Here is a 17,733-nt window from a genome sequence, read left to right on the forward strand (position 1 = left end):
GTTCCGGATTGCGTATTTGAAGAAAGATGAAAGGGGAGGCGCGCTTCTCGGTTCATCTGTCTCCAGATACGCAGATCCCGCCCTCGCGGTCGGCGCGCCGCTTCCCGCCTGAACGCGAGGGCTGTAGAGAGACCCGCATGAGCACCCGCTTCGACACCATCCCCGCCTTTCTCGATCACGGCTTCGACGACGTGATCGACGTGCGCAGCCCCGCCGAATTCGCCGAGGACCACGTGCCCGGCGCGATCAGCCTGCCGGTGCTGTCCAACGCCGAGCGCGCCGAGGTCGGCACGATCTACAAGCAGGTCTCGCCCTTCGACGCGCGCAAGATCGGCGCGGCGATCGTGGCGCGCAACGCCGCCGCGCATATCGCGGGGCCGCTGGCGGACCGGGAATATCGCTGGAAGCCCTTGGTCTATTGTTGGCGCGGCGGGCAGCGGTCGAACTCCTTCGCCTCGATCCTGACCCAGATCGGCTGGCGCGCCGAGGTGGTCGAGGGCGGCTACCAGACATGGCGCAGGCTGGTGCATGATGCGCTCTACGAGACGGCGTTGCCGCATCGTCTCGTGCTGCTCGACGGCTTCACCGGCACCGCCAAGACGGCGTTGCTGCCGCTGGTCGAGGCGCGGGGCGGGCAGGTGCTCGACCTCGAGGGGCTGGCCAACCATCGCGGCTCGCTCCTCGGGGGCGATCCGGACGAGCAGCCCGCGCAGAAGGGTTTCGAGAGCGCGCTGGCGGCGCGTCTGGCCCGGCTCGACCCCGAACGCCCGGTGCTGGTCGAGGCCGAAAGCTCCAAGATCGGCCGCATCACCCTGCCGCCGTCGCTCTGGGCGCTGATGACCCGCGCGCCGCGCATCGAGATCACCGCGCCGATCGGGGCACGCGCCGAGTTCCTCGCGCGGCAATACGAGGATGTCAGCGCCGATCCCGCGCGGCTGTCGCATCTCCTCGACCAGCTGCGCGCGCATCGCGGTCACGCGGTGGTCGATGGCTGGCAGAAGCTTCTGGCCGAGGGCCGCATGGTCGAGCTGTCGGCGGCGCTGATGGTCGAGCATTACGACCCCGCCTATGCCCGCTCGCGCGCCGCGCATGCGCCGGTCTTCGCCGCCCATGTCGAGGCCGGGACGCTCGACGCCGAGGGGCTGACACGCGCGGCCGACGCGATCGCGGCGGCGATGCGCGACATTTGACGCTGGGCGGCGGGGGGCTTACCTCGGATGAAAGACCGGAGGAAAAGCCCATGCGCCCCGCCAACGAGGCATTGATCGTCATCGACATGCAGAACGACTTCTGCCCCGGCGGCGCGCTGGCCGTGGCCGAGGGCGACACCATCGTCCTCGGCATCAACGCGCTGATGGAGGAATTCCGCGCCGTGGTGCTGACGCAGGACTGGCACCCGGCCGATCACCTCTCATTCGCGAGCCAGCACGAGGGCGCGGCGCCGATGTCGATGACCGAGATGCCCTACGGGCCACAGGTTCTCTGGCCCGACCACTGCGTGCAGGGCAGCCCCGGCGCGCTCTTTCACCCCGACCTGCGGACCGACGCAGACCTGATCATCCGCAAGGGGTTCCGGCGCGAGATCGACAGCTACTCGGCCTTCTTCGAGAACGACCATGCTACGCCGACCGGCCTGCACGGCTACCTGTCCGAGCGCGGCATCACCGCGATCACGCTGGCCGGCCTCGCCATGGATTTCTGCGTGAACTACTCGGCGCTCGACGGCGCCAGGCTCGGCTACGATGTCACGGTGATCGAACACCTCTCGCGCGGCATCGACCTCGACGGCAGCCTCGGGGCGGCGCGGCAGGCGATGCGCGACGCCGGCGTGGTGCTGGGCTGATGGATATCGCCACCCGCGTCTGGAACCACAAGTGGAAGATCGACCCGATCGTCCGCTCGCTGATCGACACCGATTTCTACAAGCTGCTGATGTGCCAGTCGGTGTTTCGCAACCACCCGACCACGCAGGTCACCTTCTCCCTCATCAACCGCACCAAGTCGATCCGCCTCGCCGAGCTGATCGACGAGGGGGAGCTGCGCGAGCAGCTCGACCATATCCGCTCGCTCTCGCTCACCCGGGGCGAGAGCACATGGCTGCGCGGCAATACCTTCTACGGCAAGCGGCAGATGTTCCGGCCCGACTTCATGGAGTGGTTCGAGGGGCTGCGCCTGCCGCCCTACCACCTCGAGAAGCGCGACGGGCAATACGAGCTGACCTTCGAGGGGGACTGGCCCGAGGTGATGCTGTGGGAGATCCCGGCGCTCGCGGTCCTCATGGAGCTGCGCTCGCGCGCGGTGCTCGGGCGGATGGGCCGGTTCGAGCTCCAGGTGCTCTACGCCCGCGCCATGACCCGCACCTGGGAAAAGGTCGAGCGTCTGCGCGGCACGCCCGGCCTCAGGATCGCCGATTTCGGCACCCGCCGCCGCCATTCCTTCCTCTGGCAGGACTGGTGCGTGCAGGCGATGATCGAGGGCATGGGCGACAGTTTCGCCGGCACCTCGAACTGCCTGATCGCCAAGAACCGCGACCTCGAGGCGATCGGCACCAACGCGCATGAGTTGCCGATGGTCTATGCCGCGCTGGCCGACAGCGATGCCGAGCTGGCCGAGGCGCCCTACAAGGTGCTCGCCGACTGGCATGAGGAGCATGAGGGAAATCTGCGCATCATCCTGCCCGACACCTACGGCACCGAAGGATTCCTGCGCCGCGCGCCCGACTGGCTCGCCGGCTGGACCGGCATCCGCATCGACTCTGGCGACCCGGCCACGGGCGCAGAAACCGCGATCCGCTGGTGGCAGGAGCGCGGCGAGGACCCGCGCGAAAAGCTGGTGATCTTCTCCGACGGTCTCGACGCCGAGAAGATCCTCGAACTGCACGCGCGCTTCTCGGGCCGCGTGAAGGTGAGCTTCGGCTGGGGCACGATGCTGACCAACGACTTCAAGGGTCTGGCCGGCGACGCGCTCGCGCCCTTCTCCCTCGTCTGCAAGGCCGTCGCGGCCGAAGGTCGCCCAACCGTGAAGCTCTCCGACAACCCCGAGAAGGCGATGGGCCCCGAGGCCGAGATCGCCCGCTACAAGCGCGTCTTCGGCGTCGGCCCGCAATCCCCCATCCCCGTCACCGTCTGAGGTCCGCCATGTCGCTCCCGCTCTTCGTCCAGATCCGCTGCAAGCCCGGCACCACCTACAAGGTGGCCGACGCCATCGCGCTCAAGGAGATCCATTCCGAGCTGTATTCGACCTCGGGTGCCTTCGACCTGCTGGTGAAGATCTACGTCCCTGAGGGCGAGGATATCGGCATGTATCTCAACGAGCAGCTGATGGGCATCGAAGGCATCGAGCGGACGCTGACGACGCAGACGTTCCGGGTGTTCTGACCGTCAACGTTTCAGTAAGAGTAAGAAACGGGGCGGGCGATACTATTATTGCCCCCCTCCAATATCTTTCCGACCCCAGAAACTTTCACGTCATGGTCATAGCAGCAATTTAGCAGCCATATCCGGCGCCAAAGGTCCCCGTTTGGGTCGAGCCATTCGACAGACAAGCCAAGCTCTTGGGCCTCCGAGAAGTCGATTACTGCCCCATGCGAATTGTAGGTGTCTGAGGATGATATTTTTTGAATAACTTCTTTAATGGCGGCGGGATCTTTGTCCTTCAGCATGCCCTCAGACAAAATCTTTTCGGCCAACTGGCCCATCCTATCCACTGCCGACTTCGCCATAGATCTCAAAATCGGCGGTTGGGTTTGGTCATCTGCAATGAATTGGCATGGCACAGGCCCCAGTTCGGGAAGCACGAACTGGGGGTCGATGGGTCCAAGTTCAGACGTTACACCGAAGAGAATTTTCTCAGAAGACATCGCAATCACCGTGCCGCCAGACTTTGCTAGGCTTGGCACGATGACACGATAAGATTTTACTCGTTGCCGAAGAACAGTGACGAACTTTTCGACAGCATCTACAGATCCCCCTGGAGTCTGTATAATGAGGTCTATATCGTCTGTTTCTATTCCATCAATCACTTCCGACAGATCATCGGGATCGGAGTGATTAATTCCTTCGCTAAGTCGAGCAAAGTAGACGACAGCTTCTCGACCAGTTATCTCTTCAATATCGGCAATGAGGAGTTGTCGAATGTATCGATCTTTTTCTTTAGCCCAAAACTTAGAAGATTGCGACGGGAGTGCTAAGCTTCTTGGAAACTGATTTCGGAGTTTCCGATTGGGGGCTTCGGACATTATAGAATCCAGATCTCTCTGCGCTGAACACAAAAGATGACTCAAGCGCTGTGTCATACTCAGGTGTAGTTAGAGTCTGTTTTCTCGGCGGAGTTGTCAACTCTTCCGTGTGATTCGCTCTCCGGTTGCCTTTGTAGACTACGAACATGTTTGAAACCCTCTCCGCTTCCCGTGATACGCTACCAAAATCTGACCTTGACAGCTAGTATCTAATCCATAGGAGGCATTGATTCTCTCCTAACTTCTCGGTCTATCTAACCTGACTTCCAGCAACAACAAGAGAGTTTTGGAGGGTCAGACCTGCTTAAAGTTGTGAATTGTGACTTCTACGGAGGCGATCACCAGATTTTGAACAAACCGGTGGCGAGGTTACTTGGTCAAGGCGTGCGCCGCAGCGCCTTCACCTCGCCCCGCTGCTTCTTCGCCTCCAGCCGCCGCCGCACAGACCCCTTGGTGGGCTTGGTCGGAATCCGCCGCTTCGGCACCTCGACAGCCTTGGCGATCAGCTCGGCCAGCCGCTCGCGGGCGATCTCGCGGTTGCGGGGCTGGTGGCGGGTGTCCTGCACGAAGATCACCACCGCGCCGTCATTGGTCCAGCGCCGCCCCGCGAGGCGCTTCAGCCGCCGCTTCACCGGGTCGGGGAGGTTGGGCGAGCGTTCCGCCTCGAAGCGTAGCTCGACAGCGGTGCTGACCTTGTTGACGTTCTGGCCGCCGGGGCCGGAGGCACGGGTGAACTGCTCGGTCAGCTCCCAATCCTCGATCGTGATGCGGTCGTCGATCCTTAGCATGCCTGCCTCCAAAGCCCTGCGCCCCAGATAGCGCGGGGCCGCGCGACATACAAAAAGGGTCGTCCCCGGCGAACTGGGAACGACCCTTCGAAGATCAGGAGGTGGGTCGGTTAGACCGTGATCCACCTGGGGGGTGTGCGCCCGAGGGCTGCCTCAGCCGCGCGCCTCCCAAGCTGTCCCGACACATTTCTCCAATACCCTTCTCGACACTGGATCACCTCCTTTCAGTTGGTTTCGCCTGATCCAAAGCTGGCATGGGAACGGCGATCGTCAAACAGAAATTTATGTGACATTACGCGGGGGAAGCTTGTGTGTTGCCAATCTTCGACAGCTGCGACGATTGTCATTCGGACAGCGCGTATTCCACGAACTCCGTGGTCTGGAAGAAGCGGAAATTGTCATCGGAGACCATGGTGAGCCGGATCCGGCCCAGATCGTCGCGCCAGACCGAGATCCCCTCGAGATTGTCATGCACCCCGACCGCGGTCTCGAGCAGCAGCTCCTCGCCCGTGCCGTCGGCCTCGAAGCGGCGCACCCGGCTGCGAAAGCCGATGCCGACGAAATCGCGCTCGAGGACGTAGAGCTTGCCGTCCGGGCCGAAATCGGCGCCGGTCACCAGAAAACTGTCGCGGCGCGGCAGGGTGAACGGGACCGTCCAGCGCCCGTTCTTCCAGCGATAGACCGGGAACGGCGTGTCGAGCCGGCCCGAGCGTTCGGGGATCGTGTAGAGCGCGCCGGAGGCGTCCACCGCTAGCGCCTCGAGCGCGCTGTTGAGCTGCATCTTGCGGAACGCCTTGGGGCGCGGCAGCACTTCGGGGCCGTCGGGCCCGGTTTCCGAGCGCACCCGCGCCCGCGCCTCGAACGACACCCAGCGCCGCCCGTCGGCGCCGATCGCCAGCCCTTCGCTATCGGCCAGATGCCCGGTCATGATCCCCTCGCGGCTCGAGCGCAGCGGCTCCGAGCGCAGGATCTCGACGCCGGTGATCTCGCCCTCCGCGTCGCGGATGAAGCGTCCGTCGACGATCCGGGCCCGGTCGCTGATCGCGACGAAGCCGGTGCCGTCGGTCTCGATCGCGGAAAAGCCCCCGGCTTCGTGCTCGCTCTCGGGCCAGACATGGCTGCCGATGTAGTCGGCATGCTGCTGCGACGGGGCCCCGCCGGAAAGCAGGGCCGCGAGGATCATCGCCTTCATCGGCTCAGTCGCTCGCCAGCACGGCGGCGCATTGGCCGGGCAGGTCGGCCATGGTGATCTCGCGCTTGGGCTCGGGCTCGGGCGCGTCGGGATCTGCCGGCGGGGCCGGCTTGGGGTTCAGGATGTTGGCCTGCCATTCGCGCGCCTCGGCGCAGCCATCGCCCGGCGGCGGCGGGTCTTGGGCTTCGCAGGCCGTGTCTCCGGGCAGGCAGTCCAGCCGGATGTGGAAATGGGTGTTGTGCCCGTACCAAGGCCGGACCTTGTTGAGCCAGGCCCGGTCGCCGGTCTCGGCGTCGCACATCGCCACCTTGGCACCCGGAAAGATGAAGATCCGCGCGGTGCGCGGGTCCGAGGCCGCGGCTTTCACGAGCGCCATGTGCTGCGGCGTCCAGTTGGCGTTGGTATAGGCCCCGCCCCGCGCCTGCATGTCGGTCGAGGAGATCGCCTCTCGCTCAGCCACCGACAGGTCCAGCCGGTCGGCGCGGCGCAGCCAGACATCGATGTCGATCCCGGTCTGGTGGCTGGCATGGCCGGTGAGCATCGGGCCGCCGCGCGGCTGGCTCATGTCGCCCACATAGATGCCCTTCCAGCCCGGCAGGGCGGCGGCGGCGCGCGACAGGTCCTGCACGAAATCGATGGTTTCGGGCTGCGCCCAGTTGCGATTGCGCGACAGCCGCATCGCCTGCCAGGTCGGGCCGGTCTCGGCCAGCCGCGCGCCACCGGCCTGACAGCCCTTGGAATAGAAGCCGATCGATTCGGGCCGCTGCGCCGAGGCCGTCGGGACGTGGCCGAAGAGCTGCTTGGCGACGCGGGTGTCGTTGGAATTCTGCGACGACACCACGGCGCGGGGTGCCGGGGGCTCGCTTTCGCAGGCGGCGAGAAGGCCCAGGCCCAGCAGGGCGGCGGCGAGGGGGCGGATCATGCTGCTCGATCTCCGTTCTTGTTGACCCATCCTAGCAGAAACAGCCCCAGCGCGAACAGGGCGATCACCGGCAGAAGCCCGGCGCGCACCGATCCGCTCATCCAAGTGGCGAAGGTGATCGCCATGGGCGCGAGAAAGGCGGTGGCGCGGCCCGATAGCGCGAAGAGCCCGAAGGCCTCGGTGGCGCGCGCCGGGTCGGCATGGCGCACCATCAGGCTGCGCGAGGCCGAGTAGAGCGCGCCGCCGGCACCGCCGATCAGCGCGCCACAGACATAGAACAGAATGTCGGGAAGCCGCGAGCCGGGCGGCAGGGCAAGCCCGAACAGGCTGTCGCGGGTCATCAAGACGACCAGCACCGAAACCGCGATCAGGATCCAGATCGCGGCCCGGATCACCGGCTTGGGCCCGAGCCGGGCATCCGCGAGGCCGCCGGCGAAGGTGAGGATCGCCGCCGAAATGGCGCCGATGATACCGAACACGCCGATCTGGATCACCGACCAGTCCAGCACCAGCGTCGCGTAGAGCCCGCCGAAGGCGTACACGGCGGCCAGCGCATCGCGGTAGAGCATCGAGGCGCCGAGGAACGCCGCGAGGCTGGGCCTGCGGGCCACGTCGCGCAGCGTCTCCCACAGCCGCGCGGCGACATTGCGTGCGGTCACGCTGGTGCGCGCCACCGGGCCCGCGTCGCGCACCCAGGCGAAGAAGGGGATGATGAACACCACGTACCACAGCGCGATCACCGGCCCGACGGCGCGGGTGCCCTCGCGTGCCTCCGCGTCGAGGCCGAAGACGGGCGGCGTGCCCAGGAGCGTCACGCCGGCGTCGTTCTCGGCCAGAAACAGCAGCATCAGGATCAGCGATGCCACCCCGCCCCAATAACCCAGCGCTGCGCCCGAGCCCGAAATCCGGCCGATCATCGGGCCGGTGGCGAGCGAGGGCAGCAGCGCGTTGTTGACGTTGGTGGCCGATTCGGCGGCGACGAAGCCCGCGAAGAACAGCACCAGAGCCGGGATCAGCATCGATCCGTCCGGCGTCAGCACCCAAAGCCCCGCCGCGCAGGCCACGGCGATCACCGAGAAGGCGGCGATCCATGGCATCCGCCGCCCCGAAGCATCGGCCAAGGCGCCCAGAACCGGCGCGGTGAAGGCGATGAACAGGCCGGCAAGGGTCTGCCCCATGCCCCAGAGCGACTGCGCCGCCGCATCGGCCTCGGCCGGGCCCATCCCCTCGCGGGCAAAGCGCGCGGTGGCGACGGCGGCGAAATAGGGACCGAAGATGAAGGTTAGGCCCAGAGTCGCATAGGGCTGCTGCGCGAGGTCGAAGATCATCCAGCCCCAGATCCGCTTCTTCGTCGCCATGCCGGTCCCCTCGCGCCTGTCGCGGCGGATCTGACAGGGCGACGGGGGCGGGGGCAAGCGCGGCGGGCCCCACGTGGCGCATCGCCGGCCGAGCGCGGCCCGAACGCCGCGTCGGGGGCTGGTGGAAGCGCGTGAGCCCGCTTGCCGGAGGCAAGGCGCGGGCGTAGATTCGAACCGCGCGCGACAGGATCGGAGAGCCCCCCGTGCGCCCTGCCAGGATCACCGCCCTGACCGTTTCGTCAGGCAACCTTGATTTGAATCGGGACGATCCGTCCGGCCTGTCGCCGGACGGTCCTTTCAACCTGCGAGACCATCATGGGAAAAGGCGATCACAGACGCGGCAACCGCGAAGCGAAGAAACCCAAGCAGGACAAGCCGAAGGCGCCGGCCACGGCGCATTCCGGCGCGGTCAAGCCGCTTTCGCTCGGGGAGAAGAAGGGTCGCTGAGCGGCCCGACGGGGCGGGCGCGGCGCGCCCGCCCGCGGCTGATCAGGCGGCCATGACCTCGGTCGCGGAATCGGCATCCGCCATCGGCGGCCAGGGCCGCTCTGCCTCTGCGCGCACCCAGTCGGCGATCCAGTCGGGCATCGGCGGCGAGGCGGGATCCTGGCCCAGCGCCTCCATTAGCCGCGCCGGGTTCACCACGCCGCCGCGCTTGCGGTCGGTGATCGCCAGGCGCACCAAGGCGTGGCTGGTGCATTCGCCGTCGCCGCGGAACATGCCCTGCTCGGTATAGACGTAGCGGTCGTCCCAGCAGACGGCGCGCGAGCGCATCGTGAGCCGCGCGAAGCCTTGGACCCGGCGGCGGTAGCGCACCGAGACGCCGGCCACCGCCATGCCCCAGCCCTGCCGTCTCAGCGCGCCGATCACGCCGATCCGCTGCGACAGCGGCATCCGGCCGAGATCGAACAGCGACAGCGTGCGGCCGTTGTTCAGCTCGTTCCAGAAATCGAGATCCCACGGCATCACGACGTGGTGGCTCTCATGAGTACCGGTGATCGGCAGGGATGCGTCGTTGCGGTGGCGCCAGAACTGCCAGAACATTCGGACGAAGGGATACATGCGGGACTCCGGGACCTGGATCGCCGCGCAGGTTGCTTGGAGGTGACGCGAAGGTCAACGGGTGACGCGGGGGTCACGGCGACGCAGCCACGGCCTTCGGGATTGCTCTTGGGGGCTTCGCTCCTTACCTGTCTTGGCGACCCGAGACAGCCCGAACGGACCGCCCATGACCTCGCTCTTCCAGATCCTGATGTTGATCCTCGACATCGCGACCTTCTTCATCTTCGCGCATTTCATCATGAGCTGGCTGATCAGCTTCCAGGTGCTGAACCTGCGCCAGCCGCTGGTGGCGCAGATCTGGGACGGGCTGACCCGCCTGCTGGAGCCGCTCTACGCGCCGGTCCGGCGGATTCTGCCGCAGATGGGCGGGCTCGACCTCGCGCCGCTCGTCGTGCTGGTCGGCATCTACGCGCTCGAGATCGTGCTGCGGAACAACGCGGCGCTGTTCTATTGAAGGCCTGCCCCGGCCCTCAGCGTCGGGATTGCGTATTTTTAGAACAAAGTAACCATACGCCACGCCTCATGGGAGGCGTGGTCTCGCCCGAGCCGAGGTAATGCCCGATGAGCCCAGCGACCCATCTGCGCGAGGTCTTCGGCTTCGACGCCTTTCGTCCCGGCCAGGAGGAGATCGTCGACGCCGTGACCGCCGGGCACGACGTGTTGGCGATCATGCCCACGGGCGGCGGCAAATCGCTGTGCTACCAGCTGCCGGCCTTGGCACGCGAGGGGGTCACGGTGGTGATCTCGCCGCTGATCGCACTGATGCGCGATCAGGTGCGCGGTCTGCGCGAGGCCGGTGTCGAGGCGGGCGCGCTGACCTCCGGCAATACACCCGAAGAGACCGACGCGGTGCTGGCGAGCCTGCGCGAGGGGCGGCTCAAGCTCCTTTACATGGCGCCCGAGCGGCTGGCCTCCGGCGCCACCGTGCCGCTCCTGAAGCGGGCGGGGGCGTCGCTCATCGCCGTCGACGAGGCGCATTGCGTGAGCCAGTGGGGCCATGATTTCCGCCCCGACTACCTGCGCATCGGCGATCTGAAGCGGCAGCTGGGCTTGCCGCTCGCAGCCTTTACCGCGACGGCGGATGCCGAAACCCGCGAGGAGATCGTCCGCAAGCTGTTCGAGGGACGCCAGCCCGAGACCTTCCTGCGTGGCTTCGACCGGCCCAACATCCATCTCGCCTTCGCGGTCAAGGACAGCCCGCGCCGGCAGATCCTCGATTTCGCCGATCGCAGGCGCGGACAGTCCGGCATCGTCTATTGCGGCACCCGGGCCAAGACCGAGGCGCTGGCGGCGGCGCTGCGCGAGGCGGGGCATTCGGCGCTGCACTATCACGGCGGCATGGAGGCCGAGGCGCGGCGCGAGGCCGAGACCCGGTTCCAGCGCGAGGACGGGCTGATCGTCGCTGCCACCGTCGCCTTCGGCATGGGCATCGACAAGCCCGACATCCGCTGGGTCGCGCATGCCGACCTGCCCAAGTCCATCGAGGCCTATTACCAGGAGATCGGCCGCGCCGGGCGCGACGGCGCGCCGTCCGAGACGCTGACGCTCTACGGCCCCGACGACATCCGCTACCGCCGCCAGCAGATCGACGAGGGGCTGGCGCCGCCGGAACGCCGCGCCGCCGATCACGGGCGGCTCAACGCGCTTCTCGGTCTGGCGGAGGCGCTCGATTGCCGGCGCCGCGTGCTCTTGGGATATTTCGGCGAGGCGCCGGAGGTGGCCTGTGGTTATTGCGATCTGTGCGACAAGCCGCCCGAGACCTTCGATGCGACCCAGCTGGTGCGGATGGCGCTTTCGGCGGCGCTCCGGACCGAGGAGCGGTTCGGCGCGGGACATCTGATCGACATCGTCATGGGCAACGCCACCGACAAGGTAAGGCAGCGTGGTCACGAGGACCTGCCGACTTTCGGCGTCGGCAAGGCCCATTCCAAGGCGCAGTGGCAGGCGATCTTCCGGCAGATCATGGGCCGCGACCTGATGCGCCCCGACCCCGAGCGCCATGGCGCGCTGAGGATGACCGAGGCGGCGCGTCCGATCCTGCGCGGCGAAGAGAGCATCACGCTGAGGAAGGACACCGTCAAATCGGCGCGCTTCGGGCCGAAGGTGCGCGAGATGGTGTCCGAGGAGGACGCGCCGCTCCTGTCGGCGCTCAAGGCCAAGCGCCGCGCGCTGGCCGAGGCGGCGGGTCTGCCCGCCTACATCATCTTCACCGACCGCACCTTGATCGAGATGGCCGAGACGAAGCCCGCCAGTCTCGACGAGATGGCGCGGATCGGCGGGGTCGGTGCCAAGAAGCTCGAAAGCTACGGACGCGAGTTTCTCGCGGTGATCACCGGTGCCGCCGAGGACATCCACCCGGCGCGGCGCAAGCTCGCCACGCGTGGCGCCGGTTCGCTCTATGACCGTCTGATGGCGATTCAGGCCGAACTGATGCGGGGCGAAACCGGCCACGACAAGCCGATGAGTTGTTCGGCCAAGGAGTTGGCCCGGGTGGCGAGCGCGCGGCCGCGCGACATGGAGGCGATGGAGCGGCTGCTCGGGCCGCGCCACGCCGAACGCTTCGGCGCGGCCTTCCTGCAGGCGCTCGAGGAGGGCGAGGAGACCGGCTGAGCCGCCGCAAGCCCCCAGAATCGTGGACAGGATGGCGAGCCGCGTGCCACCATCGGGCGAATGCGATGGGAGGTTCGCGATGACCGGCACCACCGTGGCCAGCGTGATCTGGCACAGGCTCGACCGTGACGGCACCGACCGCTGCCGTCTTGCCCGGCTCGATGCGGGTTGGCTGATCATGGGCCATGCGCGCTGGGACGAGGCGGGCCGGGGGGTCGCGCTCGATTACGCGATCCGCTGCGATGCGGGCTGGTCCTGCCTCTCCGCCGATGTCACCGGCCTGCGCGGCGAGAGCCCTGTGGCCTACCGGATCACCCGCACGTCCGAGGGCTTCGCGCTCGAGGAGCAGGACCCGGTGCCGGCCTGCGATCTCGATCTCGGCTTCACCCCGGCCTGGATGCTGGTGCCGCTGAACCGGCTCGACCTGCCCGAGGCGCGGCCCCGCCCGATCGAGACGGCGCGGCTTCACGCCGCCGATGGCGGTCGATTGGAGCCGCTCGGCCACAGCTTCTGCCGGGTGCGGGGCGGCATGGACCACGCGATTCCCGCGTTGGGCCGCGATGCCCGGATCGCGTTGCACGAAACCGGCTTCGTCACCGATGATCCGGGGCTGTGGCATGGCACGGTGACTCTGGAGAGCTAGACCGGAATACCAAGCGGGAACTGCCTCGCATCGGCGCCGGTTGGAACCGTGTTCTCCGACCGGCCCGAAGGATCTCCCCCATGCAATTCCAGCTCGACGTCAATGGCGAGCGCCACGCGCTCGACCTCGACACCCGTACCTCGCTGCTTGACGCGCTGCGCGATCATCTCGGTCTCACCGGGTCGAAGAAGGGCTGCGATCATGGCCAGTGCGGTGCCTGCACCGTCATGGTCAATGGCCGCCGCATCAATTCCTGCCTGACGCTGGCCTGCATGCATGAGGGCGACGAGATCACCACCATCGAGGGTCTCGGCCGGCCCGGCGACCTCTCGCCCCTGCAACGGGCCTTCGTCGAGCATGACGGCTACCAATGCGGCTATTGCACGCCCGGGCAGATCTGTTCGGCCACCGCGATGATCGAAGAGATCAAGGCCGGCTGGCCGAGCAACGTCACCGGCGATCTGGAGGCGCAGGTCGAGGCCTCGATCGAGGAGATCTCCGAGCGGATGAGCGGCAATCTGTGCCGCTGCTCCTGCTATCCGGGCATCGTCGATGCGATCCGGCAGGTCGCGAAAGAGGAGGCACGGGCATGAGGGCCTTCGACTATGTCCGCGCGGGCGACACCGCCGAGGCGTTGCGCGAGGCGGGCGGCGCAGAAACCCGCTTCATCGCCGGCGGCACCAATCTTCTGGACCTGATGAAGCTGGAGGTGATGGCGCCGGGCAAGGTCGTCGACATCAACCGCCTTGATCTGGGGGGCATCGAGACGACCGGGGAGGGCGGGCTCAGGATCGGCGCGCTGGTCACCAATTCCGACCTTGCCGCAGATGCGCGGGTGCGCCGCGACTGGCCGGTGCTGAGCCGGGCGCTGCTCGCGGGGGCCAGCGGCCAGCTCAGGAACAAGGCCACGACCGGGGGCAACCTGCTGCAACGCACGCGCTGCTACTATTTCTATGACCGGGGCGAGCCCTGCAACAAGCGCGAGCCCGGCTCGGGCTGCGCCGCGAAGGACGGCATGAACCGCATCCTCGCGATCCTGGGCACCTCCGAGCACTGCATCGCCACGCATCCCTCCGACATGGCCGTGGCGATGCGCGCGCTGGGCGCGCGGGTGGAGGTCGAGGGGCAGGGCGGCGCCCGCGAGATCGCGCTCGAGGATTTCTACCGCCTGCCGGGCGACACCCCGCATATCGAGACGGTGCTGGAGCCGGGCGAGCTGATCACCGCCGTGATCCTGCCGCCGCCGGCCGGGGGGCGGCAGATCTACCGCAAGGTCCGCGACCGTTCCTCCTATGCCTTCGCGCTGGTGTCCGTCGCCGCCGTCGTAGCGGTCGAGAACGGTCGCATCGCCAAGGCGCAGCTGGCCTTCGGTGGTCTTGGCCCGATGCCGTGGCGCGACGCGGATGTCGAGGACGCCCTTGTCGGTGAAACGCCCTCGGCCGCCCTGTTCGACCGCGCCGCCGACATTCTTCTGGCCGAGGCCAAGGGCTTTGGCGGCAATGACTTCAAGATCCCGCTGACGCGGCGCACCCTCGCCGCCGTACTGACCCAGGCGACGGAGGCCGATCAATGACACTCGAAACCACGCGCCGTCTCAAGCATGACACGCCCGACACCGACCGCCGCCTCGACGGCATGGCCCAAGGCGTGCTCGGCACCGGCATGGACCGTCCCGAGGGGCCGCTGAAGGTCTCGGGCCGCGCCACCTATGCGGCCGAGGCGCACCCCGAGGCGATGGCCGAAGGCTATCTCGTGCGCGCCGCCACGATCGGTCGGATCACCGGCTCGAACGCCGATGCGATCCGGGCCATGCCGGGCGTGATCGAGGTGATCGAGGACGAGCGGATGATCCGCAACGCCGCGCAGGGCATGGCGGGGAAATCGCCGGTGCAGAAGCAGGGTCAGGTCTGGTATGTGGGCCAACCCGTGGCCTGCGTCGTGGCCGAGAGCTTCGAACAGGCGCGCCATGCGGCGCAGGCGATGATGGTCACGATCGAGCCCGACGGCACCCATGTCTTCGACGCCGAGGACCCGGCGGCCGAGGTCGAGAAGCCCGAGCAGAAGCAGCTCGATCAGGGCGATCTCGAAGGCGCCATGTCGGCGGCAACCTTCTCGCTCGATGCGACCTACCACACGCCGTCGATGTCGAGCGCGGCGATGGAGCCGCATGCCTCGATCGCGCAATGGGACGAGGATGGCGCGCTGACGCTGCGCGGCTCCTACCAGCTTTTGAAGTTCAACAAGGCCGAACTCGCCGACGTGCTGGGCGTGGCGCCAGACAAGGTCCGCATCCTGTCACCCTATGTCGGCGGTGGTTTCGGCTCCAAGCTGGGCCTCGCCCCCGAGGCGGTCGCCGCGGCGCTGGCGGCGCAGACGGTGGGCCGTCCGGTCCGCGTGGTGCTGCATCGCCGTCAGGTTTTCGAAACCGTCACCCGCCGCTCGGAGACACGGCAGCGGATCCGGCTCGCCTGCGACGCCGAGGGCAAGCTTTCGGCCATCGGCCACGAGAACCTCGTGAGCCAGCTTCCCGGCGAGGTCTTTTCCGAGCCGGTGGCGCAGGGCACGCATTTCCAATACGCCGCGCCGAACCGGGTGATCGGTCACGAGATCGCCCGCATCCGCCGCCCCGCCGCCGGATCGGTCCGGGCGCCGGGCGAGGCGGTCGGCGTCACCGCCTTCGAGATCGCGATCGACGAGCTGGCCAAGAAGGCCGGGATCGACCCGCTGGAGTTCCGGCTCAGGAACGTGCCCGACAAGCACCCCGAGAACGGCAAGCCGTTTTCGTCATCGACCATGGAGGCGACGCTGCGCGAGGGGGCCAAGCGCTTCGGCTGGACCCACACGCCGCCGCGCCAGCGCCGCGAGGGTGAATGGTGGATCGGCACCGGCATGGCGGGCGCGGTGCGCGTCAACATGATGATCGAGGCGATGGCGCGGGTGGTGCTGACCGGTCTAGGCGTTCGGGTCGAATGCGACATGACCGATATCGGCACCGGCTCCTACGCCATCCTGACGCAGGTGGCGGCCGAGATGCTGGGCTTCGCGCCCGACCGGGTCGAAACGGTGCTGGGCGACACCGACCTGCCGCCGGCCTCCGGTTCGGGCGGCAGTTTCGGCGCGGCCTCGACCTCCACGGCGGTCTATCTCGCCTGCATGGAACTGCGCGAGCGGCTGGCCGCGAAGCTCGGGGTGAAGGAGCCCGAGCTCACCCTCAAGGACGGCCTCGCGATCCACGAGAACCGGCAGACGCCGCTGGCCGAAATCCTGGGCGAAGAGGAATGGCGGGCGCTGGGCCACCTGCAGCCGGGCAAGGCCGGGCAGGAGGTGCGGCAGGCGACCTGGGGCGCGATCTTCGCCGAGGTGGCGGTAAGCGACGTGACCGGCGAGACCCGGGTGCGCCGCATGGACGGCACCTTCGCCGCCGGTCGCATTCTCAACCTCAAGACCGCCCGCTCGCAATGCCATGGCGGCATGACCTGGGGCATCGGCCTGGCGCTGACCGAGGCGATGGAGCACGATCCGCGCGACGGCCACATGGTCAACCGGGATCTCGCCGAGTACCACCTGCCGGTCAATCTCGACGTGCCGCAGCTCGGGGTGCATTTCCTCGAAGAGCGTGACGACTGGGCCAACCCGCTGCAGGCCAAGGGGATCGGCGAGCTGTCGGTCTGCGGCTCCGGTGCCGCGGTGATCAACGCGATCGAGAACGCCTGCGGCGTGCGGGTGCGCCGCCTGCCCGCCACGCTCGATCAGGTGATGGACGGGCTGATCGCCCAAGGCTGAAGCACCGGCTGAAGCACCGGGGAAACCTTCGAAAGCCGCCTTTTCGTCCCGACACGTCACCGTGTCGGGACAGGGATTGGATGCCCGTCCCGAAGCATATATCTGCTAGACTGACTGGGGCATCGGTCACTGACGGGTTCAAGGAGATCTCGATGAATTTGCTGTCACGAGGCACGGCGCTGGCCTTGGCCGGGCTGGGGCTTTGGTCGGCCCCCGCCACGGCGCAGGACGTCGCCAATGGAGAGGTCCAGTTCGGCCGCCAATGCGTGGCTTGCCACGTGGTGCGCGATCCCGAGGGCCGCGTTCTGGCGGGCCGCAATGCCCGCACCGGTCCGAATCTCTACGGGATCGAGGGCCGGGTGATCGGCTCGGTCGAGGATTTCCGCTACGGCGACGCGATGATCAGGCTGCGCGACCGTGGCATGGAGTGGGACGAGGAGAGCTTCCTGGGCTACGTCACCGATCCGACCGCCTGGCTGCGCGCCACGCTCGAGGATCGTCGCGCTCGCGGCAAGATGGCCTACCAGGTGCGCGATCCGCAGGATGCGGCCGACATCTATGCCTATATCGAGGGGCTTTCGACGCGCAGCGAAGCCGCGAACTGAACCGGCTCAGCCCAGAAGGCCGGCCTTCCCCATGTAGATCCTGAGCCAGGGCGTGTAGCGCTCTGGCCGGTCCGCCAGATCGGCGCGCAGCGCCTCTGGCGTGATCCAGGCCGTGTCCTGCACCTCTTCGGGGGCCGGACGCGGCCGTGGCTCCTGCGCGGGCTCGGAAAGGAACACCTCGACCAATTCGTGCTCGACGAGCCCGCCGCCGACATCGGCGCGGTATTCGATCTGCCCGGCCGGGCGCAGCGGCAGGTCGGTGAGACCCAGCTCCTCGCCGAGACGTCGCCGCGCGCAATCCTCGGCCGCCTCGCCCCAGAGCGGATGGGTGCAGCAGCTGTTCGCCCAGAGCCCCGGGGTGTGGTACTTGGCCTCGGCGCGCTGCTGCAAGAGCGTCTGGCCCCGCCACATCACGAAGACGCTGACCGCCGGATGGCGCAGCCCGCGTTCATGCACCGCGATCTTGTCGACCGGCCTCAGCTGGCCGTCCACCCAGGCCGGGATCTCGAAATTGTCCCTGTCGTCACGCATCA

Annotated in this window: 18 protein-coding genes; 11 read left to right on the forward strand and 7 right to left on the reverse strand. The window is 67.4% G+C overall.

Annotated elements, in window-relative coordinates; genetic code table 11:
* The first annotated feature begins 137 nt into the window (after positions 1-137).
* The 4 genes from mnmH to ACRAQ3_RS00285 are packed head-to-tail and all read left to right on the forward strand — an operon-like array spanning position 138 to position 3,377.
* Positions 138-1,190, forward strand: coding sequence for a tRNA 2-selenouridine(34) synthase MnmH (gene mnmH / locus ACRAQ3_RS00270; RefSeq protein ID WP_269395460.1), 1,053 nt, complete (start codon positions 138-140; stop codon positions 1,188-1,190).
* Between the two features lie 50 nt (positions 1,191-1,240).
* Positions 1,241-1,843 (forward strand): bifunctional nicotinamidase/pyrazinamidase, encoded by a 603-nt coding sequence (gene pncA / locus ACRAQ3_RS00275; protein WP_432255270.1) that lies wholly within the window; start codon positions 1,241-1,243, stop codon positions 1,841-1,843.
* A complete protein-coding gene (pncB, locus tag ACRAQ3_RS00280) occupies positions 1,840-3,129 on the forward strand; it encodes a nicotinate phosphoribosyltransferase (RefSeq protein ID WP_432256307.1) in 1,290 nt (429 codons plus the stop codon). Before pncA ends, pncB begins: the two co-directional genes overlap by 4 nt.
* Before the next feature lie 8 nt (positions 3,130-3,137).
* Entirely contained in the window at positions 3,138-3,377 is a 240-nt protein-coding gene (locus ACRAQ3_RS00285; protein WP_432255271.1) for an Lrp/AsnC ligand binding domain-containing protein, read from the forward strand.
* 11 nt (positions 3,378-3,388) lie between these two features.
* On the opposite strand, the gene ACRAQ3_RS00290 is transcribed toward ACRAQ3_RS00285, so the two are convergent.
* The 6 genes from ACRAQ3_RS00290 to ACRAQ3_RS00315 all read right to left on the reverse strand — a co-directional run bounded on the left by ACRAQ3_RS00290 (position 3,389) and on the right by ACRAQ3_RS00315 (position 9,559).
* A complete protein-coding gene (locus ACRAQ3_RS00290) occupies positions 3,389-4,237 on the reverse strand; it encodes an SDH family Clp fold serine proteinase (RefSeq protein WP_432255272.1) in 849 nt (282 codons plus the stop codon).
* 377 nt (positions 4,238-4,614) lie between these two features.
* Entirely contained in the window at positions 4,615-5,025 is a 411-nt protein-coding gene (gene arfB, locus ACRAQ3_RS00295) for an alternative ribosome rescue aminoacyl-tRNA hydrolase ArfB (protein ID WP_432255273.1), read from the reverse strand.
* 343 nt (positions 5,026-5,368) lie between these two features.
* Entirely contained in the window at positions 5,369-6,217 is an 849-nt protein-coding gene (locus tag ACRAQ3_RS00300; protein WP_432255274.1) for an esterase-like activity of phytase family protein, read from the reverse strand.
* A gap of 4 nt (positions 6,218-6,221) precedes the next feature.
* Positions 6,222-7,139, reverse strand: coding sequence for a penicillin-insensitive murein endopeptidase (gene mepA / locus ACRAQ3_RS00305; protein WP_432255275.1), 918 nt, complete (start codon positions 7,137-7,139; stop codon positions 6,222-6,224).
* Positions 7,136-8,497, reverse strand: coding sequence for an MFS transporter (locus tag ACRAQ3_RS00310; RefSeq protein WP_432255276.1), 1,362 nt, complete (start codon positions 8,495-8,497; stop codon positions 7,136-7,138). The genes mepA and ACRAQ3_RS00310 overlap by 4 nt, the downstream gene beginning before the upstream one ends.
* A gap of 489 nt (positions 8,498-8,986) precedes the next feature.
* The gene (locus ACRAQ3_RS00315) at positions 8,987-9,559 is read right to left on the reverse strand and encodes an acyl-CoA thioesterase (RefSeq protein WP_432255277.1); all 573 of its coding nucleotides are present in this window, start codon (positions 9,557-9,559) and stop codon (positions 8,987-8,989) included.
* A gap of 166 nt (positions 9,560-9,725) precedes the next feature.
* On the opposite strand from ACRAQ3_RS00315, the gene ACRAQ3_RS00320 reads away from it, so the two are divergent.
* From ACRAQ3_RS00320 to ACRAQ3_RS00350, 7 genes are all read left to right on the forward strand, one after another.
* Positions 9,726-10,013 (forward strand): YggT family protein, encoded by a 288-nt coding sequence (locus ACRAQ3_RS00320; protein WP_085895103.1) that lies wholly within the window; start codon positions 9,726-9,728, stop codon positions 10,011-10,013.
* A 107-nt stretch (positions 10,014-10,120) separates the two neighbouring features.
* Positions 10,121-12,169 carry a DNA helicase RecQ gene (gene recQ / locus ACRAQ3_RS00325; RefSeq protein ID WP_432255278.1) on the forward strand — a complete coding sequence of 683 codons (2,049 nt, stop codon included), beginning with the start codon at positions 10,121-10,123 and terminating at the stop codon, positions 12,167-12,169.
* 79 nt (positions 12,170-12,248) lie between these two features.
* Entirely contained in the window at positions 12,249-12,812 is a 564-nt protein-coding gene (locus tag ACRAQ3_RS00330) for a putative glycolipid-binding domain-containing protein (protein WP_432255279.1), read from the forward strand.
* Between the two features lie 80 nt (positions 12,813-12,892).
* A complete protein-coding gene (locus ACRAQ3_RS00335; protein WP_432255280.1) occupies positions 12,893-13,405 on the forward strand; it encodes a 2Fe-2S iron-sulfur cluster-binding protein in 513 nt (170 codons plus the stop codon).
* Entirely contained in the window at positions 13,402-14,385 is a 984-nt protein-coding gene (locus ACRAQ3_RS00340; protein WP_432255281.1) for an FAD binding domain-containing protein, read from the forward strand. Before ACRAQ3_RS00335 ends, ACRAQ3_RS00340 begins: the two co-directional genes overlap by 4 nt.
* Positions 14,382-16,595 (forward strand): xanthine dehydrogenase family protein molybdopterin-binding subunit, encoded by a 2,214-nt coding sequence (locus tag ACRAQ3_RS00345; RefSeq protein WP_432255282.1) that lies wholly within the window; start codon positions 14,382-14,384, stop codon positions 16,593-16,595. The genes ACRAQ3_RS00340 and ACRAQ3_RS00345 overlap by 4 nt, the downstream gene beginning before the upstream one ends.
* A 152-nt stretch (positions 16,596-16,747) precedes the next feature.
* Positions 16,748-17,200 (forward strand): c-type cytochrome, encoded by a 453-nt coding sequence (locus ACRAQ3_RS00350; RefSeq protein WP_269395473.1) that lies wholly within the window; start codon positions 16,748-16,750, stop codon positions 17,198-17,200.
* 6 nt (positions 17,201-17,206) lie between these two features.
* Here the strand turns inward: ACRAQ3_RS00350 and idi are convergent, their stop codons facing one another.
* Positions 17,207-17,731, reverse strand: a complete 525-nt coding sequence (gene idi / locus ACRAQ3_RS00355; RefSeq protein WP_432255283.1) for an isopentenyl-diphosphate delta-isomerase — start codon at positions 17,729-17,731, stop codon at positions 17,207-17,209.
* Between the last annotated feature and the right edge of the window lie 2 nt (positions 17,732-17,733).

Origin of the sequence: Limimaricola sp. AA108-03 (assembly GCF_050847355.1) — a bacterium.
Classification (GTDB): domain Bacteria; phylum Pseudomonadota; class Alphaproteobacteria; order Rhodobacterales; family Rhodobacteraceae; genus Limimaricola.